Genomic DNA, 22,532 nt, shown 5'->3' with positions numbered 1-22,532 from the left:
CGTCGGCTTCGACGACATGAGCGAGGCCCGCTATTTTCAACCTGGCCTCACGACCGTTCGGCTCGACTTCAACGAGGTCGGCCGGCTGGCGGTGGAGCGGGTGCTGCGGCTGATGGGCGGCGAGCCCGCGGAGCTGATCCCGGTCATCCAGCCGGACCTGGTGGTGCGCGACAGCACCGCGGCGCCGGGTCAGCGCCGCGCTCGTTCCTCTAGTTGAGCGGACTGCCGTCGCGGGCGGCTCCATCGGCGGCGTGCACCACGAACAGGTCCGGCGTTGCAAAGCCGTGTGCGGCGAACGCGGCCAGCACCGCGGCCTGAACGGCGGGCACGAATTCGGTCGGAGTCAGGGCGATGGCCGCGCCGCCGAAACCGCCACCGGTCATGCGCGCACCGATCGCGCCGGCCGCCCGTGCGGTGACCACGGCGAGGTCGAGCTCCGGCGCTGAAATCTCGAAGTCGTCCCGCATCGACCGGTGCGAGGCATCGAGCAGGTCGCCGATCGCGGCGCATCCGCTCACTCGCAGGGTCTGCACGGTGTCGAGCACGCGCTGATTCTCGGTGACGATGTGGCGCACCCGGCGAAAGGTTTCGTCGTCGAGCAGCGCCTGCGCTCGGGGGAGATCGTCGACGCTGAGGTCACGCAGGGCTGGCACCCCCATGATGCGGGCGCCGGCCTCGCAGGATGCGCGGCGCGCGGCGTAACCGCCCGTTGCGTGCGAGTGGCTGACCCGGGTGTCGATGATCAGCAGTTCCAGGCCGGCCGGGTTGAGTCCGAGCGGGATCACCTCGGACGCGAGGCTCCGGCAGTCCAGAAAAACGGCCGCGTCGACCTGGCCGAGCAGTGACGCCGACTGGTCCATGATGCCGGTCGGGGCGCCCACAACGCGGTTCTCGGCGAGCTGGCCGACCCGGGCCAGGGTCGGCCGATCGAGGTTCAGGCCCCAGACCTCGTTGAGGGCGACCGCGACGGCGCATTCGAGCGCGGCCGATGAGGACAGTCCGGCCCCGACCGGCACATCGGAGTCGACGTAGATGTCGAACCCCGGCAGGACAGCGAGGTCTGCTCCGAACTGTCCCAGCGCCCAGGCTACGCCGAGCGGGTAGGCCGACCAGCCGTTCAGGTTCTCGGGAACCAGTTCGTCGAGCGACACCGCGACGGTCTCGGCGGCGAAAGAACTGGCCACGCGAATAACCCGGTCGGTCCTCGTCGCCAGCGCAACGACGGTGCGCCGGTCGATGGCGAGCGGCAGTACGAATCCGTCGTTGTAATCGGTGTGCTCACCGATCAGATTCACTCGACCGGGCGCCGACCACAGTCCGGTCGCGGTGCGATCGAAGCGGTTCGCGAAGTCGGCCTGGGCGGCGCGATCCAGATCATTCACGAGGGTGTTCCGTCAGTTTCGTTGGCAGGGTCCGCCTCGGCGGCTCGCGCGACGGCTGCGCGAATCGTGGCCGCGGCATCATCTGGAGTGACATCGCCGATCCAGGCGCCCATCGCTGCCTCCGAGCCAGCGAGGAACTTGAGCTTGTCCTCGGCACGCCTCGGGCTGGTCAGCTGAAGCATTAGACGGATGTCCGTGCGATGCACCCGAACCGGTGCTTGATGCCAGGCGGCGATATAGGGAGTCGGGGTTGAGTAGATCGCATCGATGCCGCGCAGCAGTCGACGGTACAACACGGCCAGCTCGTCGCGTTCGGCGAGGGTGGTCTCGGCAAAGTCGGGTACCTGGCGGTGCGGAAGCATGTGCACTTCGATGGGCCAGCGCGCGGCGAACGGCACGAACGCGGTCCAGTGTTCGCCGCGGAGAATCACCCGGTCGCTGGCCTGTTCGCTGGCCAGAATATCGGCGAACAGGGTGGGCCCATAGCTCTCGAGCGAGTCGGCCAGGCGCTGCGTTCGGGGGGTGACATAGGGGTAGGAGTAGATCTGGCCGTGCGGATGCCGCAGGGTCACCCCGATCTGCTCGCCTCTATTCTCAAACGGGAATACTTGTTCAATACCCGGCAGCTGCGACAGTACGTGGGTGCGTTCGGCCCAGGCTTCGATCACGGTTCGAGCTCTGGTTACCGACAGGCTCGCAAAGGATCCCTCGTTTTCGGGGCTGAAGCAGACCACTTCGCAGCGGCCGACGGACCGGCGGGTGCGACCGATGCCGATGCGGTCGAGATCGGCCAGATCCGTGGGAGCATCCGCTACCAGTGGACCAAACGACGGGGACTTGTTCTCAAACACGGCTACGTCGTAATTGCTCGGGATCTCCGACGCATTACCTGGCGACTGCGGTGCGAGCGGGTCTTGCGTGGCCGGCGGCAAAAAAACCCGGTTTTGGCGGTTGGCGGCGATCGAGACCCATTCCCCGGTAAGGGGGTCCTGACGCATAGTCGCGGTGGTCGCGCGTTCGCTGGGCTCCCGCAGATCGGGGGCGCGATCGGGCGACAAGGTGGTGTCGGGGTCGTCGAAATAGATAAGGTCGCGACCGTCGGCCAGGGTGCTGGATTGCCGGACAATGGTCTCGTCGGCGACAAAGTGGGGGAGGCGGGGCTTTGAGTTCGTCATGGCACTGCCACAATATCAAATTTGCGCAAGCGAAACCATAATATTTCGCATTGAAAAGTAAAAGTAAGTAAGTGATACTGGGGGAATGATCGAGAACGACGAGACGCGCAGCCGGCTACCCGATCCACTTCCCGCACACGTTCGTCGGGAGCAAGCACAGCAACTCGTTGACGAACGCGGGTTTGTGCGGGTGAGCGAGCTGCGCAGCGCCTTTGGGATTTCCGGTGTGACCGCCAGGGCCGACCTCGATGCCCTCGAGCTTCAGGGCGGCGTGCGGCGCGTACACGGCGGAGCGGTGCCGGCCCAGTCCCCGGGTGCGGGTCAACGGGCCGAACGTGAGCCCTCGTTCGAGGAGGCGCTCGGAGCATCCGTTGTTCCCAAACAGCAGATTGCCCAGATCGCGGCTGCCCTCGTGCAGAGCGGGCAGAGCGTGATTCTTGACGTCGGCACGACAACCCACGCCATCGCCCGCGCCCTGGTTGCGCGGGAAGACCTGCACGACGTGGTCATCATCACCAATGGGCTCAGCATCGCCCTCGAACTGGAAAATGCCATCCCCCGATTTACCGTGATCGTCACCGGCGGGTCGCTGCGGCCGCTGCAGCACTCCCTGGTCGATCCGCTCGCCGGCCTGGTGCTGAGCCAGATTCACGCGGACCTGGCCTTTATCGGTTGCAACGGCGTCGATCTGGACGGCGGCGTGACCAACATCAACCTTCCAGAGGCGGGGGTCAAGGCGCTCATGCTCGCCGCGGCGGAGCGGGTGATCGTCGTGGCTGATCGTTCCAAGCTCGGCCAGGTGCACCTCGGTCGGGTCGGCCCGCTGAGCGCCTTCCACACCCTGATCACCGATGCCGCTGCCGACGCTGGAGCACTGAAAGCGCTGCGCGAGGGCGGGCTCAGCGTTTTGCTCGCCCAAGCGGCGCAGCCGCGGCCATAGGCTGGTCGGATGCGCGCACCCACCGGAATCCAATATGACCTGACCCTGCAGACACCGAGCGGAACGGCCCGAGCGGTCGTGACGGAGGTGGCGGCCGGTCTGCGGTCATATTCCGTGAATGGCATAGACCTGGTCGAGACCTTCGACGAGTTCGTGCAGCCACCGATGGCAGCCGGAATCGTCCTCGTGCCCTGGCCCAACCGCATTCGTGACGGTCAGTGGACTCAGAACGGCATCAAACGTCAACTGGCGCTCACCGAGCCGACCCGGCAGAACGCCATCCACGGGCTGCTGCGTTTTGCCGCCTATTGTGAGCTGTCCCGGCAGAGCGACTCTGTGACGCTCGGCGCCACCGTCTTCCCCCAGTCCGGCTATCCGTTCCACCTCGAGACCGAGGTGACCTACGCCCTCACCGCCGACGGCCTGAACGTGACGCACCGGGTGACCAACGTTGGCGCCGAGGCCGCGCCGGTGGCCGTGGGGGCGCATCCGTATCTGAAAATTGGCGACGTACCGACCGGCGACCTCGTCGTGAGAGTGGATGCCGCGACCCACCTCGACGTGGACGACCGCCTCAACCCGACCGGCGAGACCCCGGTCGACGACACCCGGTTTGACCTTCGCGCGGGCATCGCGGTCGGCGACCTCGATCTTGACGACGGGTTTGGCGGGGTTGGAAGTGCTGGCGAACACACCCTCACCGCATCGGATGGCCGCCGGGTCACCCTCTGGGGCGACGAGAACATGCGCTACGTGCAGGTGTTCACACCGCGCATCTTTCCGGTGAGCACCGCCGGCGCCGAGCCGATTCGCGGCCAGGCGATCGCCATCGAACCCATGACGGCACCCGCCGATGCCTTCAATTCCGGTGCGGGCCTGCTCTGGCTGGAGCCGGGGGAGCAGTGGGTCGTGCGCTGGGGCATCCGTCCTACCGGGTTTGACCTGTCGGCCTAACGCCGCTCAGCCACGACAACCAACTCGGCGAGCACTTGACGCACGGAGGCGCGGGCGAGTGCCTCCGGGCGGCTCAGGACATCGATCTGCCGGCCTACGCGCAGATCGCGAAACGGCACCAGCACCACACCGTCACCCTCGCGGGGCGCCATCGTGTACCGCGGCAGCAGCGCAATCGCCGCTCCGGTCGCCACGACCGAGGTCGCCACGAAGAACTCGTTGATGCGGTGCAGGATGCGCAGCGGCTGTCCGGCCGCGGCGGCGACCACGTTCACCGCCTCGGCGAGCGGGAACCCGACGTGCCCGGTGATCCAGGGTTCCTGGCGAATATCGTCGACCGTCACGGACGCCCTATCGGCGAGCGGATGCCCGACCGGCACGGCGACATCCAGCGGCTCGAACAGCAGCGGCGTGACCGCGACCGTGTTCGGCCAGTGCGGATCGTGCGGAACCCGGTGCGCAATGACCATGTCGTAGTCGGCGACCAGGCCGGCAAAGCGTTCGCGCGGCACATCCTCGTCGCCGCAGACGACGGTCGGACCGCCCCGTTCCTGCAGGCGATTGAGCAGCGGGGCGAACCAGGCGAGGCCGGCACTGTGGAAGGCGCTCACGGTCACGGGCAGGCCGGCGTCGTTCTGAAACCGCGCGACGGCCTCATCGGCCCGGGCCATGGCCGTCGATACCTCGGCGGCCGCGCCCGCCAAAGCCACCCCGGCCGGGGTCAACCCGAGTACCCGACCGCGCTTTTCGGTGAGTGGAACGCCGGCTCGCCGCTGCAGTGCGGTGAGTTGCTGAGACACCGCCGACGACGAGACATGCAGCGCCCGGGCCACCGCGGCGACACTTCCCCGCTCGCCGAGCTCCCGCAATACGGCCAGCTGACGCAATTCCATAAGATCAGGCTAAAGCATCCGTTCAAAAATTGGCACCTAGACTTAACGGATGCCTGCCAGCAGCATTGCCATATGACCACGACGCTGACCTACAGCACAGACTCGGCGAGCTCTATCGTGCGTGCGGCTGCTGACCCGTTCCGCTGCTCGCCACCAGCGTGCACCGGATGACTGGCACGCAGCTCCGGGGCAGACCGGCCCGCGGCACGCGGCTGCCGCACGCTCTCGGGCGGTACCGCGTCGACCTCGTGCTGCTGCTCGTGGCCGTGGTCTGGGGTGGCAGCTATCTGAGCGCGAAGGTGCTCACCGAGCAGGCGAGCGTGTCGGCCGTGCTCGCCCTGCGGTTTCTGGTGGCGGCCCTGGCCCTGCTGATCGTCTGGGTCGTGCGGCGCGAACGGCTTCCAACGCGGCGAGCGCTCGGGCTCGGGCTGCTTCTCGGGGTGACGCAGGCGAGCATCCTGTGGCTGGAAACCCAGGGAGTCGCGTTCACCTCCGCCACGAATGCCGGGCTCATCATCAGCCTCACCATCATCGTCACACCGGTGCTGGAGTCGGTCGCGGCCCGGCGCTGGCTGCCGCGCCCGTTCTTTGTGGCCGCGGTGCTCGCGGTCGTCGGCGTCGCCCTGCTGGTCTCGGGCAACGGATTCGCCGAGCCGAATGTGGGCGACTTGCTCATTCTGGCGGCGGCACTCGTGCGATCCCTGCACGTGACCATGATGGGCCACCTCACTCGCGGCCGGAGCGACAGCACCATCACGCTCACCCTGCTGCAGGCGCTCGTCGGCGCAGTCGTGTTCACGGCATTCGACGTTGCCGGACTGGTCGCGGCGATTTCGACCTTTGATGTAGCCGCCTGGATCGGCGTGCTCTACCTGGGCCTGGCCTGCAGCGTGTTCGCGTTTCTGGCCCAGATGTGGGCGATTCGCCGCACCTCGGCGGCCAGGGCCAGCCTGCTCATGGGCACCGAACCGATCTGGGCGGTGCTCGTGGGAGTGTCGCTCGGCAGCGAAACACTCGGCCTGGTAGGCGCTATCGGGGCGATCCTTATCATTGCCGGAACCTTCTGGGGCCAGCGCATCGAGGCCGGTCACCGGATGAGTCTGGGCCGCCTGGGATAGCCGCGCTCGCCGACCCGTGAGTTTCGGCCCGACGAGCTCGCCGAGCCGTGAGTTTCGGCCCGATTCTGGCTCAAATCTGCCTGAAACTCACGGCTCGATGACTGAAACTCACGGCTCGGTGAGTGGATGCGCGGGCATCCACTGGTCGAGACCGCTAGCCGACCGATCCGGCCGGCTAGCGCTCGCGTACGCTCGACTCCGGCCGTAGGTCGAGGCGACGCAGCAGCTGCGCGTTGAGCGCGACGACCACGGTGGACACCGACATGAGCAGCGCGCCGATCTCCATCGGCAGCACGAACCCGATCGGCGCGAGCACTCCGGCGGCGAGCGGAACCGAGAGCAGGTTGTAGCCCGCCGCCCACCACAGGTTCTGCTTCATCTTGCGGTAGCTCGCCCGCGACAGCTCGATCACCGAGAGCACCGAGCGCGGGTCATCGCTCGCCAGAATGACGCCGGCCGACGCGATCGCCACGTCGGTGCCGGCGCCGATCGCGATACCGACATCGGCTTGGGCGAGCGCTGGAGCGTCGTTAACGCCGTCGCCGACCATCGCCACGCGGCGGCCCTCGTGCTGCAACTCGGCGACCTTGCGCGCCTTGTCCTCCGGGTGCACGCCCGCGAACACCCGGTCGATTCCGAGCTCAGCGGCCACCGACCGGGCCACCGCCTCGGCATCGCCCGTGATCATGACGACCTCGATGCCCTGCCGGTGCAGGGCGTCAACGGCTTGCCGTGATTCCTCGCGAATCTCGTCGGCGAGGCCGATCGCACCGACGACTTCACCGTCCCGCAGCACGTGCAGAATGATCGCACCCTGACTCTGCCACGCCTCGGTCTCGGCCAGCGGCGCCGCCCCGTGCTCATCGAGCATATTCGGCCCGCCGACACCGATCCGACGCCCGTCGACCAGGCCGGTCACGCCGACCGCCGCGGCAGTCTGAAACTCGCTCGCACGCGGCACGGTCAGCCCGCGGGTGCGCGCAGCCGAGACAATGGCGCGGGCAAGCGGATGCTCACTGTCACCCTCAACCGCGGCCGCCCAGGCGAGCACCTCGTCCGCGGTGATCGGAACCGAAGCCGCGGCATCCGTTTGAATGACGGCGAGGTGGCTGACCGTGGGCTCGCCCTTGGTGAGCGTGCCGGTTTTGTCGAACAGCACCGAAGTGACCTGGCGCATGCTCTCGAGGGCGAGGCGGTCCTTGATCAGCACGCCGCCCTTCGCGGCGCGTTCGGTGGCGATCGACACCACGAGCGGAATCGCCAGCCCGAGGGCGTGCGGGCAGGCGATCACGAGCACGGTGATGGTGCGCACCACGGCATCCTGCGGCTGGCCGAGCGCGGTCCACACGATCGCGGTGATCACTCCGGCGCCGAGCGCGAACCAGAACAGCCAGCCGGCTGCCCGATCGGCGATGCGCTGCGCCCGCGACGACGAGCCCTGCGCTTCGGTGACGAGTCGCTGGATTCCGGCCAGCGCGGTGTCATCGCCGACCGCGGTCACGCGCACCCGCAGGGCGGAATCGGTCGCGACCGTGCCCGCCACGACCTGGTCGCCGACAGTGCGCTGCACCGGGCGTGATTCGCCGGTGATCATGGACTCGTCGACGTCGGCCGTGCCCTCGGTGATCTCTCCGTCGGCGGGCACGCGCCCGCCGGGCCGCACCACGACGAGGTCGCCGAGCACCAGATCGCTCGGCGAGACCACCACAATGGCGTCGCCCTCAACTCGCTCTGCCTCATCCGGCAGCAGCGCGGCGAGCGATTCCAGGGCAGTGGTTGTCTGCGCGAGCGACCGCATCTCGATCCAGTGGCCGAGCAGCATAATCACGATCAGCAGGGCGAGTTCCCACCAAAAATCGAGCTCGGAATCGATGAGGCCGAGACTCGCGCCCCAGGAGGCGAGGAACGCGACCGTGATCGCGAGCGCGATCAGCAGCATCATGCCGGGCTTGCGAGTTTTCAGCTCGGATACCGCCCCGGTGAGAAATGGGCGGCCGCCCCAGACGTACATGACGGTGCCGAGTACGGGGGAGATCCAGCTGATGCCCACCACGTTCGGCAACGCGTAGCCGACGAACATCGAAAACATGTGGCTGAATCCGACCACGGGCACAGCGAACACGAGCATGGTCCAGAACAGGCGCCGAAACTGCCCGACGTGGTCGCCGTGCCCGGCGTGGTTCATGGCGCCGTGGTCCATGGCGGAATGGTCCATCGCAGAGTGCTCGGGACTTGTGATTGTGCCGTGGTGCTCGTTGGGGTTCGTCATAGTTTCCTCGGTACTGAATCGATCGATACCCCCTTAGGGTATCCCTAAAGTTGCGCTCACGCATCCGCTGTGCGCCGCCTCACCGAGCCGTAAGTTTCGAGTCCCTGGATTGGTCAAATCGGGTCACGACTCACGGTTCGCTGCACGAAACTCACGCTTCGGCGAGCGGATGCCGCGGCCAACCACGCCAGAACCCACGACCCGGGTTCGCCCCGAAGATTCCGTGGCACGCCGCATCCAAATGTGCGCACACCGCACCACACAATCCGGCAGGCTTGACCCATGGCCCAGATCGAAACGGCACCACCCGTTGAATCCCCGCAGGACACCGCCCGCCGCACCGCGCTCACCAGCATGAAGCGGCTCGCCGGCGGGCTGCTCGTGCTCATGGCGCTCATTTTCACGGTCTCGTTCGCCCTGCAGGAACGCTACCCCTGGCTCGAATACGTGCGCGCCGCGGCCGAGGGCGGCATGGTCGGCGCCATCGCCGACTGGTTCGCCGTCACCGCCCTGTTTCGCTACCCGCTCGGCCTACGCATTCCGCACACCAACATCATCGCCAACCGCAAGGACGAGATCGGCGCGAGCCTCGGCGAGTTCGTCGAGACCAACTTTCTCTCCGAGGCGGTTATCCGCGGCAAGCTCGAATCCGTGCACCCTTCCCGCCGCCTCGGCGCGTGGCTCAGTGACGAGAAAAACGCCGAAAAGCTCACCGACGAACTCGCCGTGGCCGGCCAGGGGCTGCTCAACCTGCTCGGCGACGACGCCATCAAGAACCTCATCGAGTCCGTCGCCCGCGAACATCTGGTCAAGCCCGAGTGGGGCCCGAGTCTCGGACGGGTGGGTGAGCGCCTCGTGACCAGTGGGCAGCAGCACGCGGCCGTCGACCTGCTCCTCGACCGCGCTGACGGCTGGCTGCGCGCCCACCCCGAAGCATTCGGCCGCGTGGTGTCGCAGCGGCTGCCCACCTGGCTGCCCGGATTCGTCGACAAACTCGTTGACGACAAGGCCTACCGCGAGGTGCTCGCCTTCGTCGCGTCCGCCCGACAGGACCGGCAGCATCCGGTGCGACAAGCCCTCGACGACTACCTCAGCGAGGTCATGCACGACCTGCAGTACGAGCCGACCATGATCAACCGGGTCGAAACCCTCAAGGCCGAGGTGCTCGACAACGCCAAACTGCGCGAGTTCGCCGGCGACACCTGGGCGGCGGTCAAGGCCTCACTCACCGAGGCACTCCAGGACCCGGCCAGCGCGCTGCGGGTCGGCATCCGTTCGACGCTCGAAGACGTCGGCCGACGACTGACAACGGATGCCGCGCTCGGCTCCCGCATCGACCGCTGGCTCGCCGACACGGCCAGCTATGTCGTGGCCAACTATCGCCATGAGATCGCCGGGGTGATCACCGAAACCGTGGAGCGCTGGCCCGCCGCCGAGACCGCCGCGAAGATCGAATTGCAGGTCGGCCGTGACCTGCAGTTCATTCGCATCAACGGAACCGTCGTCGGCGCCCTCGCCGGTCTGGCCATTTTCACCCTGGCCCACGCGGTGGCAGCCCTGCTCTGAGACCGCCAATTGGCTGAAAATCGTAGACTTGATAGGTGGGTTTCACGCATTCGGGGCAGAATAAACTTTTGTCCTGTTCCGAAAGGCCCCCATGCACGACCTCGTCCGGTGGGCCCTTCGCCCGGTGATGCGCATTTGGACGGCATCCGCTGAACGGGCGGACCGCCACCTGCCTCGCCCGAGCGATGCCCCGCAGGCCCACGCCCCCGGTATCGACAGCGACCGCGTGCTGATCCTCGGCTGCGGTCCCGCGGTCGGCTGGGGGGTGCTCAGCCATCAGCTCGCCCTGCCCGGCTCGCTCGCCCGCGAACTCTCGGTCCGCACCGGGCGCGGCGTCGACATCGACCTCCTGGCCAGCCGTACCATGACCGCCGAGAATGCGCTGACGGCGCTTGCGGACACCCGGCTCGGCCGTTTCGACGCGGTCGTCGTCATCCTCGGCCTCAACGAAGCGCTCGCCCTGACCAGCGTCACCGAATGGCGCGAGCGGTTGACCGCGCTGCTCCAGGAGCTGGAACGCGAGACCTCACGCAGTACCCAGATATTTCTGCTCGGGATTCCGCCCGTTCACAGCATCGAGATCTTCCGACGTCCGCTCGTGCGCATCGCCGATTGCTCGGCCACCGACTTGAACGCGGTCACCGCACGGCTGGCCGCCGGAGCCCCGCGCACCACGTTCGTACCGTTCTCGCCGTCAGCGACGGTCGAAACCGACCGGCACCGCACCCCCGCCGACTACCGCGATTGGGCCGTGCTCCTGGCCGACGCCCTGGCCGACAGCCTCGACTCCGCGCGTGTCGGTATCGTGCCTCCCCCCGATCCGCGTCAAACGGATGCAGCAGGCCAGGAACGCGCCCGGCAGGCGGCCGTTGATGGCCTGGCCATTCTCGATACCCCGCCAGAGGCCCGGTTCGACCAACTGGTTGTCCTGGCTCAGCGGCTCTTCGGCACCGAATCAGCGGTGATCAGTGTCATCGATCGCGACCGTCAGTGGCACAAGGCCCGGGTCGGGCTCGCCGCCACGGAGATTCCGCGCGCCGATTCCTTCTGTGCACGCACCATTGAGGGGACCGGTGCTCTCGTTGTCGAGGACGCGCGAACGGATGGCAGGTTCAGCGGCAGCCCGCTCGTGGTGAATGAGCCGCGCATCCGCTTTTATGCCGGGTTCCCCATCGAATCACCCTCGGGGGAACGTATCGGCGCCCTGTGCGTGTTCGACCCCCAGCCGCGGGCGCTCGCCGAAGTCGACCAGGTGCTGTTGCGCGAGCTCGCGCTACTCGTGCAGCGCGAACTGCGGGTGCCGTCGGTCTTCGGCTGACCTCGAGCGAGCGGCCGCATGCGGTAGGCGAGTACGAGTTTGGCCGGTGTCGGCGACGTCGGTGCCTTCGCTGTTGCTATCGGCACCCAGGACGATAAGCTCGCGGCGTGAGCGACTCCTTACGGCGCAGACTGCGCGCCCTGCCCGACTTTCCCGACCTGCTGCCCGCTTTCGATCCGTCCAGCGCACCGGCCGACCCGGTCGACCTGTTTCTGCAGTGGCTCGATCACGCGCTCGCCGCGGGCGTGCCGCAGCCCCACGCCTTCAGCCTCGCGACTTCGACCCCCGATGGCCGGGTGTCGTCGCGCATGCTCATTTTGAAGAACGTTGACGGCGGGGCCTGGCAGTTCGCGAGCACGCGCGGTTCCCGCAAGGGACGCGAGCTCGCCGCCAACCCCCAGGCGGCGATGAACTTCTACTGGCCGGCTCTCGGGCGGCAGGTGCGCGTTGTCGGAGCGGTCTCGCTGCTGACGGCCGAGGCATCCGCTGTGGACTGGGAAGAGCGGCCAGGAGCCGATGGTCGGGCCAATCCCGACTGGCAGCTCTACGCCCTGCACCCCACCGAGGTCGAATTCTGGCAGGCCAGCCCGGATCGCCGTCATATCCGCCACCGCTACGACCTCTGAAAGCCGCCCTAAGGCATCCGCTGGCCTCGTCGGTCTCGGTTGCGGTGGCTAATTCAGGACAGCCGGTCGCGCAGTCGTGGCTGGGCCAGCAATACAGCGGGCGTGAGTGTGCCGTGGCGGCGGATTTCCTGAAGTAGCCACCGAGCGGCCCACTAACCGCAGGCAAACGGGCGGCGGAAACACAAAATGCGCACCGAATCCAGCGGATTCAGTGCGCATTTGCCGCGCCACCTGCGCGATCATTGTGGGCCCCGTCGGGCTCGAACCGACGACCCAAGGATTAAAAGTCCTTTGCTCTACCAACTGAGCTAGAGGCCCGTAGGTTCTAATCTACCGTGGATTCGCGCTCAGCTTTTCTGGGTAGCGTTGAGGGCAGCAAAAACCAGCCATCTAAACCCGAAGGAGAACCCGCCGTGGCCGACAACTTTCACAAGCCCACCCTGTTCTCCGGGAACAAATTCGAGGCATTCCAGGGCGGCGATGACCCGGCGAACATCAGCCGCGTCGCGCACGAGACCGCGCAGGCCCTGCTCAACCGGGTGCGCAGCCACCCCGACCCGGCGACGGTCGAGCGCCTCGTCGCCTACACCGACGAAAACGGCATCGACGCGGTCGCCGAGCTGTGGTCGCGGGCCACTCCCCGTAGTCTGCCCGGCGCACTCTGGCGCATCTACCTCGTCCGCATGCTGATTCGGCAGGACCCTGAGGGCTGTGCGTACCTGTACCAGCGGGGAACGGATGCTGCCGCCACGATCGATCCGCTCGTCGCGGGTGCCGCGGTGCCGACGGGTCCGGCCGAGATCATCGTGCTCGCCGATGAGATTCTGCGCGGCCTGTTCACGGGAGATTTCGCTGTGGCGCTCGATCGCGGCGCGGCGTATTGCCGGGTCACCGCACTCGGCGCCACGAGCATCGCCGACGACCTCGAGCTGACCGAGCCGCACCGCTCCTCGGAATTGACGACCCGAGCCCTGCGGTTCTCCACGACCGCCGCCGAATTCGCGGCCTGCGCGCGCCTCTGGCGCCGCGACTCCCTGGAGTAGTCCCCGCCCTTGTTTTTACCGGGCCCGGGCCCGGAATGTGGGCCCATGATCTATCGTGGGCCCGCTTCCGTAGGGTGGGCCCGGAGGCCTGCCCCGCGCAACCCGAAAATCCCCTGTGCGCCGACGGCGAACATTCGACGCCGGCCGCCCGGCTCGAATACACTGGAGTCTGGTCGGGCCGCAGTAATCCCGGGTTCCATTATTCGCCGCTTCGAGCGGCCTCGCGCCGAGAGGTGCTCTGCGGCCCGGCCTTCTGCATTCCCGCGGCGGGCGCGATGAGACCGGCCGCCGGCATCCGTTTCGAAGCTTATTTCGCGTATTGACCAATCTGTTAGCGACTTCGCACCGAACCCTAGTCATGGAACGGGACGAGACCTGACATGCTAGATCTCATGACAGCTGATTCCGCCGGAGATCTTGCATCGGCAGCCCCTGCCACCAAGGAGGAGCTGCTCGCTCGAGTAGCGCTCGGCGACCAATCGGCCTTCGGAGAGCTGTATGACCAGATCGCCCCGCGGGTGCTTGGCCTGGTCAAGCGTCTGCTCATCGACCACGCGCAGTCGGAGGAAGTGACCCAGGAGATTTTTCTGGAGATCTGGCAGTCGGCCACGCGGTACGAACCCACGCGTGGCGGGGCGAGTACCTGGATCCTCACCATGGCACACCGGCGAGCGGTCGACCGAATTCGGTCGTCGCAGGCCGGCCGTGACCGCGATACCAAAATCGGAATCCGTGACCTGGCCGTTGCCTACGATCACGTGGCCGAAACCGTTGAAGTACGAATCGAACATGAAAGGGTGGAGAAGGCGATGACTCGATTGACTCAGCTGCAGCGTCAGGCAGTGAGCCTCGCGTATTACGGCGGGTTCAGTCACAGCGAGGTCGCCGACATGCTCCACATCCCGTTGGGTACCGTGAAAACACGGCTCCGCGACGGACTGATCCGCCTCCGCGACGAATTGGGCGTGGCATCATGACCGATCGTAACGAGCAGCACCCGGCCGACCTCGCCGGCGCCTACGCCCTGCACGCCCTTGACGCCGACGACACGGCCGCGTTCGAAGCGCACCTGGCCGAATCCGAGCGGGCCCGCATCGAGTCGGCCGAGTTGAACGACACCGCGGTGGCCCTCGGCCTCGCCGTGGCACCGGTCCAGCCCTCGAGCACGCTCAAGGCCAACCTCATGTCGATGCTCGCGTCGACCCCGCAACTCGCGCCACTGCCGCGCGCCGCTGGCCCCGCCACAACGGATGCTGCCGCCTCCGCTACCGAGACGACTCCCGTCGTTCCCCCGGTCACGTCCGGGACGGCACCGTCCGCGACGACTGCAGCCTCGCCCGCTACGCCGCCGTCCTCCGGCAGCGCACCCGGTGATGCGCCCCGCCCACACCTTTCGTCGGCGACCGAGCGTGCCGAGGCGCGCTGGTTCAAGCGGCCGGCGCGGTATCTGCTGGCCGCTGCTGCGGCGGGAGCCCTGTTCGTGGGCGGATCCTTGTTCGGCCAGACCCTCAACAACTACCAATTTGAGTCGCAGCAGGCCGCCGGGCTCGCCCAGATCAACGCGGCCGATGACTCCCAGCGTGCCGCGACGACCACGGCCGAGGGGCAGGAAGCGACGCTGGTCTGGTCGAACACCCTCGGAATCTCCGCCGTGCTCGTTGACGACCTGCCCGCGCTGCCCAGCGATCAGGACTATCAACTCTGGTACATCAACGGTGACGGCCCGGCCTCGGCCGGAACCTTCGACTCGACCGGCAACGGCACCGCCTGGCGCGTGCTCGACGGCACCATGCACGCCGGCGATCAGGTCGGGATCACCGTCGAACCCAACGGTGGGTCCGACCAGCCCACGAGCACCCCGATCGTCGCGTTCCAGAGTTAGCGGTCTCGCCGCGGCCGCTCGTCGGTGAGGGGTCGCAGAATGTCCTAATTCTGGCTTCCACACGGCCCCTCATTGGGCAGCGGCCGGAGACGCGCCGCACGCGCCCTGATGAGCGCGAAGTAGGCTCGGGGCATGAGACTGCCCTTCACGCTGCTGATCGACCCCGTCCCCGCCGATTCGGTGCAGCAGAACTTCGACGACACGTTCCACGAGATGGAATCCAGCGCCCCGGCCCTGCGGGTCGGCGAACTGAGCACGCAGCGTGGCGACGGAATCTTCGAGACCCTCGCTGTCGTCGACGGTCACCCGCAGGAGGTTGAGCCGCACATCAGTCGGCTGCGCAACTCCGCCCTCATCTGCGATCTCCCGGTTCCGAATGCCGAGCAGTGGCGCGCCGCGATCGCCTACGCTGTCGCCCGCGTTCCGCAGCGCGGTGAGATCGCGCTCAAGTTCGTGCTCAGCCGCGGTGTCGAGCACGGCCCGGCACCGACCGCCTGGCTGCACGCGGTCGCCGCGGCGGACTTCAGTGCCGTGCGCGCGACCGGCGTGCGCGTCGTGACCCTCGACCGCGGCTACCCGCGTGGGGTCGCCGAGAAGGCCCCCTGGCTGCTGATGGGCGCCAAAACCCTCAGCTACGCGGTGAACATGGCCGCTATTCGCGAGGCCCACCGCCGCGGCGCCGACGACACCATCTTTCTCACCACCGACGGCTTCGTCATGGAAGGCCCGACCTCGAGCGTCGTGCTGCGCAGCAACGGTGCATACGTCACGCCCGCCCCGAGCGGCGCGATTCTGCACGGAACCACGCAGCAGAGCATGTTCGAGTATCTGAGCGGGCAGGGTGCTTCCGTCGAATACCGCGACGTCACGCTCGATGAACTTCGTCAAGCGGATGCCGCCTGGCTTGTCTCCAGCGTGCGCCTCGCCGTATCCGTGGTCGCCCTGGACGGCGAGCCGTTCCCGGCCGACCAGCCGGTGACCGACGCCCTGAACTCGTACCTGCTGGCGCGGACCGCGTAGGGCCAGCCGGGGCATCCGCTTGTCAGCAGAATGGCGGCGGGCGGCGACCTCGCCGGTGCCGCTGGGCCACTGGGCAAACCAACCGGGCGGGACTACATTGTGGACGAAGAAATGCGTTGCCCCGAGCGGAAGAGGGGGCACGATGCTGTCCAGCCTGCTGCCTGGATTGCGCGACCTGCGCACGCCCCGCACTGTCGGCTCTCTCTGGCTGACCAGTCTCTGGGTACTGTTCGGCTCCCAGATTCCCAGTTCGACCGCCGAGGCCGACGGGCTCGCGCACGAACTGTTCCGCCTGGCCGGCGCCTTCGGTGCGCCCATTCTGCTCGCCGGCGGGACGGCGTAAGCCGGTCTCGGAAACCCGTGGACCGACGCGCGGGCCGGGCCGCGTGGGCATCCGCTCTGAAAGAGACCGCGAATTGGGGCAATCTGCCACTGCCGCTATGCTCTGGGTGGACCGAGAGGAATATATGAGAATTTCTGTCATTGGATGTGGTTATCTGGGCGCCGTACACGCGTCAGCTATGGCCGAATTGGGGAACGATGTCGTCGGAATCGACGTCGACGCCGCCAAGATCGCGCAACTTGCCATCGGCAAACCCCCGTTCTTTGAACCTGGACTTCCCGAGGTTCTCACCTCGGCCATAAACAGTGGCCGTCTGCGATTCAGTACCGATATAGCGGATGCCGCCGGCTCGCAGGTGCACTTCATCGCCGTCGGCACACCGCAGAAGCCCGGCAGCTACAGCGCCGACCTGCGTTATGTCGATGCGTCGATCGAGTCGCTCATTCCGCATCTGGCCGACGGCGATCTCGTCGTGGGCAAGAGCACCGTTCCGGTGGGAACCGCGGCCCGCCTGGCCGAGCTCATCGCCGCCGGTAGTGGCGCGTCGCTGGCCTGGAACCCGGAGTTTCTGCGCGAGGGATTCGCCGTGCAGGACACCATTAGCCCCGACCGTCTGGTCTACGGCGTCGCCCCGGGCGCGCCCGGCGAGCACGCGGTCGAGCTGCTCAACGAGATCTACGCCACGGCGCTCGCCGCCGACACCCCCCTGGTCATCACCGACTACGCCACGGCTGAGCTCGTCAAGGTCGCCGCGAACGCGTTTCTCGCGACCAAGATCAGCTTCATCAACGCCATGGCCGAGATCGCCGAGGTCACCGGTGCCGATGTCACCCAGCTGGCGGATGCCATCGGCTACGACGGCCGCATCGGCCGCCGTTTTCTCGGTGCCGGCGTCGGATTCGGCGGCGGATGCCTGCCCAAAGACATCCGTGCCTTCACCGCTCGCGCTGAAGAATTGGGACGCGGCGAGTCCGTGGCCTTCCTCAAGGAGATCGACAAGATCAACCTCCGCCGCCGGCAGCGGGTCGTCGACCTCACCGTCGGGGAACTCGGTGACACGGTCTACAACGCCAAGGTCGCGGTGCTCGGTCTGAGCTTCAAACCGCACTCCGACGATGTGCGCGACTCGCCGGCACTCGACGTGGCCGTGCAGCTGCGCGGTCTGGGTGCCGAGGTGGTGGCGACCGACCCGGAGGCCATCGAGAACTCGCGGGCGCGGCATCCGCAGCTTACCTACGAGGAGTCCCTCGAAGACACCCTGCGGGGAGCGGATGCTGTCGTGCTCGTCACCGAGTGGCCCGAGTTTCGGCACCTCGACCCGGTCTGGGCGGGTTCGCTCGTGAAAACGAAAACCGTGATCGACGGCCGCAATGCGCTCGACCCCGCCGTCTGGCGTGCCGCCGGGTGGACTTATCGCGGGCTCGGGCGGCCGTAGTACTTCGGACGGGGCCCGGGCCCCGCGCAGGACACCCCGTGGGCGCGAGCGTAAACTCGACTGAATGTGGCTTCGGGGAGTACTCGTGGCGGCCCTCGCCGCCGCCTCGGCCTGGGGCGTGCACACCGCAGTACCCGCCATTCCGCTGCTCACCGTGGCCGTGGTGCTCGGAATCATCGTCGGCCAGATCCCGGCCGCACGTCCCCTGCTCGCTGGAGTCCTCGCACCCGGCCTCGCGGTCGCTACCAAGCCGTTCATGCAGCTCGGAATCGTGCTCCTCGGCCTTAAGCTCAGCCTCGTCGACATCATGGCGCTCGGCTGGGTGACCATCGCCACCACCGTCGCGATTGTGCTCATCACCTTCGCCGGCACGCTCGGACTCGGCCGCTGGTTCGGCCTGCCCGGTCATCAGCCCCTGCTCATCGCCACCGGATTCAGCATCTGCGGCGCCTCCGCAATCGGGGCCATGAGCGGCGTCGTCAGGGCGAAAGACGAGGAGACCACCACCCCGATCGCGTTGGTCACCCTGTGCGGAACTCTTGCGATCGCCGTGTTGCCGCTGTTGTGGCATCCGCTTGGGCTCAGTGCGCTGCAATTCGGACACTGGGTCGGCGCCGGCGTGCACGACGTCGGCCAGGTCGTCGCGACCGCACAAATCGCCGGCTCGGCCGCCCTCGCCGTCGCCCTCGTCGTCAAACTCACCCGCGTGCTCATGCTCGCCCCGATCGTGGCCGTCGCGTCCATCATCGAGCGCCGCCGCATCGGCGTGATCGAAGCGGATGCCGCCACTTCGGTCGACCCCGCTGCCGGTGACACTTGGGTGCCCGGCCCAGCCACCCGGAGCATCCGGTCGACGCGGCCACCGATCGTTCCGCTGTTCGTCGCGGGGTTCATCGTTGCGATGCTGGTGCGTACGCTGGTTCCGCTACCCGTCGAGGCGTTCGAGACCGCCGACCTGCTGCAAACCGCACTGCTGGCCATGGCGCTGTTTGCCCTCGGCGCGGCCGTCAATCTCGGCACGCTTCTGCGCACGGGCGGCCGCGCACTCGCCGTCGGGCTGCTCTCCTGGACCCTGATCGCTGTACTGGCCTTGGGTGCCGTGCAGCTTTCCTGACCAATCATGATTGAATTTGCTACTCCTGAGTCAGAAGCAATCACTTAGATGCGTGCCCGTGGCTGAGATCGTCGTGGCCCGGAGCACGCAGGCCGCGGGGGAGCTGGTGGCCACGGAAATTCGCCGGCTGATCGAGTCGAAGGCCGATTCTGTGCTGGGGCTCGCGACCGGGTCCACGCTCTTGCCGGTCTATGCAGCCCTCGCGGCGTCCTTTCGGGCGAACCCGCTCGTCGTTCACCGTGGCACCGACGACCGGGTCGATGTCGTTCACCCCGATGAACGCCAGATCAAGCCGCACCTGGGTGAGCACCGATTCGGCGTAGGCGCCGACCAGCTCGTAGGAGCGCGCGTGCACGACTCCGTCGGTCACCACGGTCTTGATCTGCGGTCGCATCGCGAGTTGCGCGGCAATATTGATCGCGTTCGTCACGACCGTGAGGTGGGCGTGCGGGCTGGCCTGCGCAATATCCGCGCGGGCACTGAGCACACCGACAATCGCCGTGCTGGTCGTGCCGCCGCAGAGCCCGACAACGTCGCCGCGGGTCACGAGTGCGCTCGCCGCCCGGGCGATCTGCAGTTTTTCGGGCGTGTGACGCTCCTGCTTGTAGCGTGCCGGCAGGTCGTAGGCGACGGATTGCCCGATCGCACCGCCGCGCGTGCGGGTGAGCAGCTGCTGTTCGGCGAGGGTGTCGAGGTCCCGGCGCGCGGTCGCGGCCGACACTCCGAGCTTGGTGATGATGTCATCGACCTCGATTTGCCCCGAATCGGTGAGCAGATCGAGCACGGCGGCGAGCCGTTCGGCGCGGTTCATGGTCGCTCGCTCTCGTGGGGGCCGGATCGTCAAGAGACATGCGGGCGCCGGGCCCAAGCCGAGGGGTCATAAAGGGTTCGAAACTGATTGATACTGATCGAAAACTAGGCTTCTCAATCACTGTAGTTGCGCGGAGGAGGTGGGCGCCTCGTCGGCAGGGTGGGGCGGCTCGTTGTGGCGTTCCTCTATGTACGTCGGTCTCACGCGCACGGGTGAGGTCGTGTCCGTCAGGTAAACAATTGGGCCGGGTTTGCCTCGGTAGCTGAGATTACGTCATAATCGCAGGACGTGCCCGGCCGACGGGTAAAAGTCGCCGGGTGAAAACAGGTGCCAGTTCCGCAACCCGAGTCGGAGGCTACATGTCCGTTCAGTCCACCCTGGAGCGCCGACAACCCGCGCCCGGAGCCACCGGAACCGGCGGCAAGTCCGCCACCCGCACCTTTCGCGGCGACATCGAGGGCCTGCGCGCGATCGCCGTGATCGTCGTCACTTTCGATCACCTGCTCGGCTGGCCGTCCGGCGGATTCATCGGCGTCGACATCTTCTTTGTCATCTCGGGCTTTCTCATGACCAGCCTGCTGCTCAAGGAACACGCCCGCACCGGCCGCATCTCCCTCGTCGACTTCTACCGCCGCCGCATCCGCCGCATCCTGCCGGTATCACTGCTCGTGCTCGTCGTCACCGTGGCGATCGGCTACCTGCTCCTTCCGAGTGCCCGCGCCCTCAGCACCCTCTGGGACGGTGTCTACTCGGCACTGTTCGTGGCCAACTGGCACTTTGCCTTCGTCGGTACCGACTACCTGCAGGCCACCAATGCGGTCTCTCCGCTGCAGCACTACTGGTCGCTCGCCGTCGAGGAACAGTTCTACTTCGTCTGGCCGTTCGTGCTCATTGTCATCTTCGCCCTGGCCGGCCGCCGCACACTGAGCGCCCGCGCCCTGATCACGACCGTCGCCGTCAGCACCGGTGTTATCACCCTCGGCTTTCTGACCTGGAGCTTCTTCGAAACCTTCACCAGCAGCGCCATCGCCTACTTCTCCACCGGCGCTCGCGCCTGGGAACTCGGCATCGGCGCCCTCCTCGCCGCCTCAGCCCCCGGCATCGCCAAACTGCCGGCGGCCCTCCGCCCCGTGCTGGCTTGGCTCGGCCTCGTCCTGATCGTGGCGAGCCTCGTGTTGATCAGCCGAGACTCGCCGTTCCCCGCGCCGTGGGGTCTGCTGCCGGTCGCGGGAAGCGCCCTCGTCATCGCCGCCGGCATCGGATCCTCCGAGCAACGCCGGCTCTTTCCCCTCACCAACCCGGTGAGCCGCTACATCGGCAAGATCTCGTACTCCCTCTATCTCTGGCACTTTCCGGTGGTCATCCTGCTCGCCACCGTCTTCGCGACCGACTCGCCGATCTACCTGCCGCTTGCCCTCGTCCTCATGGTCGCCCTCTCGGTGTTCTCCTTCCACTTCGTCGAAGATCCCATTCGGCACTCGCTCTGGCTCGAAAGTTCGCAAACCCGTCAGCGAGAACGGATGCGCCGCCCCGCCACCCCGCACCGCTCCGGCCTCACCCCGGCCAAGGCCTGGATCGGCGCCCTCGTCGTCGTCACCCTGGTCATCGTCTCGGTGTCCTTTGTTGCCTTGAAGTCCCGCACGTCGTCGGACCCGTCTGCCGATGCCGCGCCGATCGGTGCCGAGGCCAACCTGGGTGTGGAAGCTCCCGCCGAACCCGCCGCCCTGCTGGCCACCCGGCAGGCCGCCATTACCGCGGCCCTGGCGAACACGGCCTGGCCCGAGGCGACGCCGGCGTTCGACGCCCTCAGCGACAACTCGGGCGCGCCGGAATGGGTCGACGACAACTGTCTCTCGGTGAGCGAGAAGAACGCCGCCGGCTGTGTCTATGGCGACCCGGCCGCGGCCAAGACCGCGGTTCTGCTCGGCGATTCCATGGCGATCAGCTACATGCCGGCCATCCGCGCCGCGCTCGAACCGCTCGGCTACAACGTGCGTTCGCTCACCATGTTCTCCTGCCCGGCCGTGAACATTTCGGTCGCGGCCAAGAGCGCCTCCGATGCGTCCGCAGCCAAGTGCGACGCCCACCACGCCTGGGTCTACGCCGAGGTCGCTCGCCTGTCGCCCGATCTCGTGCTCATGTCGAGCCTGGCCGGATCCATCGTGCGCCTCGCCAGCGGCAACGAGGGAGCCGATGCCCTCACGGAGTGGCAGACCGCCACGGCCGCCACGATTACCGCGCTGCAGGAGTCCACCGACCACGTCGCTGTGCTCTCACCGCCGCCGGCCAGCACCCCGTTCGCCGAGTGCAAGACCCTCACGAGCGAGCCGACGGACTGCATCTACAGCCCGTCGAACCTGTACCAGAAGGTGGTGACGGCCGAGCAGGCCGCGGTTGAGCAGCTGGGCGATTTCGCCCAGTATGTGAACGTCGTGCCGTGGCTCTGCGTCGACGAGCGCTGCCCGGCCTTCATCGACAACACCCCGGTGTTCTTCGACGGCCAGCACTTCGTGCGTGAGGCGAGCACCCAGCTCGGCCCGCTGCTCGCCGAGGCGCTGTTCCCGTCGGCCGCGTAGCCGCCCAAGGCGCATGCGAGTGGATGCTGCCGGCCTGGCCGCCGCATCCACTCGCCGTGGTCTCGTG

At 67.3% G+C, this 22,532-nt stretch carries 20 protein-coding genes and 1 tRNA gene; 15 read left to right on the top strand and 6 right to left on the bottom strand.

Annotated features, from left to right (window positions below):
- The coding region (locus E3T43_RS14200) for a substrate-binding domain-containing protein (protein ID WP_166791338.1) at positions 1-217 on the top strand (217 nt) is incomplete at its 5' end.
- Here E3T43_RS14200 and galK read toward each other — a convergent pair.
- Positions 210-1,382 (bottom strand): galactokinase, encoded by a 1,173-nt coding sequence (galK, locus tag E3T43_RS14195; protein WP_134472914.1) that lies wholly within the window; start codon positions 1,380-1,382, stop codon positions 210-212. The two genes, E3T43_RS14200 and galK, sit on opposite strands and share 8 nt — an antisense overlap.
- Positions 1,379-2,557 carry a galactose-1-phosphate uridylyltransferase gene (gene galT / locus E3T43_RS14190; protein WP_134472913.1) on the bottom strand — a complete coding sequence of 393 codons (1,179 nt, stop codon included), beginning with the start codon at positions 2,555-2,557 and terminating at the stop codon, positions 1,379-1,381. Before galT ends, galK begins: the two co-directional genes overlap by 4 nt.
- An 85-nt stretch (positions 2,558-2,642) precedes the next feature.
- Between galT and E3T43_RS14185 the strand changes: the two genes are divergently transcribed.
- Together E3T43_RS14185 and E3T43_RS14180 are read left to right on the top strand one after the other, a co-directional pair.
- The gene (locus E3T43_RS14185; protein WP_134472912.1) at positions 2,643-3,497 is read left to right on the top strand and encodes a DeoR/GlpR family DNA-binding transcription regulator; all 855 of its coding nucleotides are present in this window, start codon (positions 2,643-2,645) and stop codon (positions 3,495-3,497) included.
- A 9-nt stretch (positions 3,498-3,506) separates the two neighbouring features.
- Entirely contained in the window at positions 3,507-4,451 is a 945-nt protein-coding gene (locus E3T43_RS14180; protein WP_134472911.1) for an aldose 1-epimerase family protein, read from the top strand.
- On the opposite strand, the gene E3T43_RS14175 is transcribed toward E3T43_RS14180, so the two are convergent.
- Positions 4,448-5,344, bottom strand: coding sequence for a LysR family transcriptional regulator (locus E3T43_RS14175; RefSeq protein WP_134472910.1), 897 nt, complete (start codon positions 5,342-5,344; stop codon positions 4,448-4,450). The two genes, E3T43_RS14180 and E3T43_RS14175, sit on opposite strands and share 4 nt — an antisense overlap.
- Before the next feature lie 167 nt (positions 5,345-5,511).
- Here E3T43_RS14175 and E3T43_RS14170 point away from each other — a divergent pair, with 167 nt between their 5' ends.
- The gene (locus E3T43_RS14170; protein ID WP_134472909.1) at positions 5,512-6,462 is read left to right on the top strand and encodes a DMT family transporter; all 951 of its coding nucleotides are present in this window, start codon (positions 5,512-5,514) and stop codon (positions 6,460-6,462) included.
- 175 nt (positions 6,463-6,637) lie between these two features.
- On the opposite strand, the gene E3T43_RS14165 is transcribed toward E3T43_RS14170, so the two are convergent.
- Positions 6,638-8,731 carry a heavy metal translocating P-type ATPase gene (locus E3T43_RS14165; RefSeq protein WP_134472908.1) on the bottom strand — a complete coding sequence of 698 codons (2,094 nt, stop codon included), beginning with the start codon at positions 8,729-8,731 and terminating at the stop codon, positions 6,638-6,640.
- Between the two features lie 282 nt (positions 8,732-9,013).
- On the opposite strand from E3T43_RS14165, the gene E3T43_RS14160 reads away from it, so the two are divergent.
- The 3 genes from E3T43_RS14160 (at position 9,014) to E3T43_RS14150 (ending at position 12,241) form a co-directional block, all read left to right on the top strand.
- Positions 9,014-10,297 (top strand): DUF445 domain-containing protein, encoded by a 1,284-nt coding sequence (locus tag E3T43_RS14160; protein ID WP_134472907.1) that lies wholly within the window; start codon positions 9,014-9,016, stop codon positions 10,295-10,297.
- A 91-nt stretch (positions 10,298-10,388) separates the two neighbouring features.
- Positions 10,389-11,615 (top strand): GAF domain-containing protein, encoded by a 1,227-nt coding sequence (locus E3T43_RS14155; protein ID WP_134472906.1) that lies wholly within the window; start codon positions 10,389-10,391, stop codon positions 11,613-11,615.
- A gap of 107 nt (positions 11,616-11,722) precedes the next feature.
- Entirely contained in the window at positions 11,723-12,241 is a 519-nt protein-coding gene (locus E3T43_RS14150; protein WP_134441072.1) for a pyridoxal 5'-phosphate synthase, read from the top strand.
- 245 nt (positions 12,242-12,486) lie between these two features.
- Here E3T43_RS14150 and E3T43_RS14145 read toward each other — a convergent pair.
- Positions 12,487-12,559, bottom strand: a tRNA-Lys gene (locus E3T43_RS14145).
- 95 nt (positions 12,560-12,654) lie between these two features.
- Here E3T43_RS14145 and E3T43_RS14140 point away from each other — a divergent pair.
- The 7 genes from E3T43_RS14140 to E3T43_RS14110 all read left to right on the top strand — a co-directional run bounded on the left by E3T43_RS14140 (position 12,655) and on the right by E3T43_RS14110 (position 19,078).
- On the top strand, positions 12,655-13,284 hold the full coding sequence (locus E3T43_RS14140; RefSeq protein ID WP_134441073.1) for a DNA-directed RNA polymerase subunit beta: 630 nt from the start codon (positions 12,655-12,657) through the stop codon (positions 13,282-13,284).
- A gap of 392 nt (positions 13,285-13,676) precedes the next feature.
- Positions 13,677-14,261: a sigma-70 family RNA polymerase sigma factor gene (locus E3T43_RS14135; protein WP_241979004.1), complete on the top strand. Its 585-nt coding sequence runs from the start codon at positions 13,677-13,679 to the stop codon at positions 14,259-14,261.
- Positions 14,258-15,166, top strand: coding sequence for an anti-sigma factor (locus E3T43_RS14130; RefSeq protein WP_134472905.1), 909 nt, complete (start codon positions 14,258-14,260; stop codon positions 15,164-15,166). The genes E3T43_RS14135 and E3T43_RS14130 overlap by 4 nt, the downstream gene beginning before the upstream one ends.
- Before the next feature lie 132 nt (positions 15,167-15,298).
- Complete coding sequence (locus tag E3T43_RS14125; protein ID WP_134441076.1) at positions 15,299-16,186, top strand: aminodeoxychorismate lyase; 888 nt, start codon at positions 15,299-15,301, stop codon at positions 16,184-16,186.
- Positions 16,187-16,328: 142 nt separating this feature from the next.
- Positions 16,329-16,529 carry a hypothetical protein gene (locus E3T43_RS14120; RefSeq protein ID WP_134441077.1) on the top strand — a complete coding sequence of 67 codons (201 nt, stop codon included), beginning with the start codon at positions 16,329-16,331 and terminating at the stop codon, positions 16,527-16,529.
- 124 nt (positions 16,530-16,653) lie between these two features.
- Positions 16,654-17,964 carry a UDP-glucose/GDP-mannose dehydrogenase family protein gene (locus E3T43_RS14115; RefSeq protein ID WP_134472904.1) on the top strand — a complete coding sequence of 437 codons (1,311 nt, stop codon included), beginning with the start codon at positions 16,654-16,656 and terminating at the stop codon, positions 17,962-17,964.
- A 64-nt stretch (positions 17,965-18,028) separates the two neighbouring features.
- Positions 18,029-19,078, top strand: a complete 1,050-nt coding sequence (locus tag E3T43_RS14110) for a YeiH family protein (protein WP_134472903.1) — start codon at positions 18,029-18,031, stop codon at positions 19,076-19,078.
- Between the two features lie 40 nt (positions 19,079-19,118).
- On the opposite strand, the gene E3T43_RS14105 is transcribed toward E3T43_RS14110, so the two are convergent.
- Positions 19,119-19,889 carry a DeoR/GlpR family DNA-binding transcription regulator gene (locus E3T43_RS14105; RefSeq protein ID WP_241979003.1) on the bottom strand — a complete coding sequence of 257 codons (771 nt, stop codon included), beginning with the start codon at positions 19,887-19,889 and terminating at the stop codon, positions 19,119-19,121.
- Positions 19,890-20,248: 359 nt separating this feature from the next.
- Here E3T43_RS14105 and E3T43_RS14100 point away from each other — a divergent pair, with 359 nt between their 5' ends.
- Entirely contained in the window at positions 20,249-22,465 is a 2,217-nt protein-coding gene (locus E3T43_RS14100; RefSeq protein ID WP_134472902.1) for an acyltransferase family protein, read from the top strand.
- The last annotated feature ends 67 nt before the right edge of the window (positions 22,466-22,532 follow it).

Origin of the sequence: Cryobacterium sp. Hh7 (genome assembly GCF_004403155.1) — a bacterium.
Lineage (GTDB): Bacteria > Actinomycetota > Actinomycetes > Actinomycetales > Microbacteriaceae > Cryobacterium > Cryobacterium levicorallinum.
This window is presented reverse-complemented; position numbering and strand designations above follow the sequence as displayed.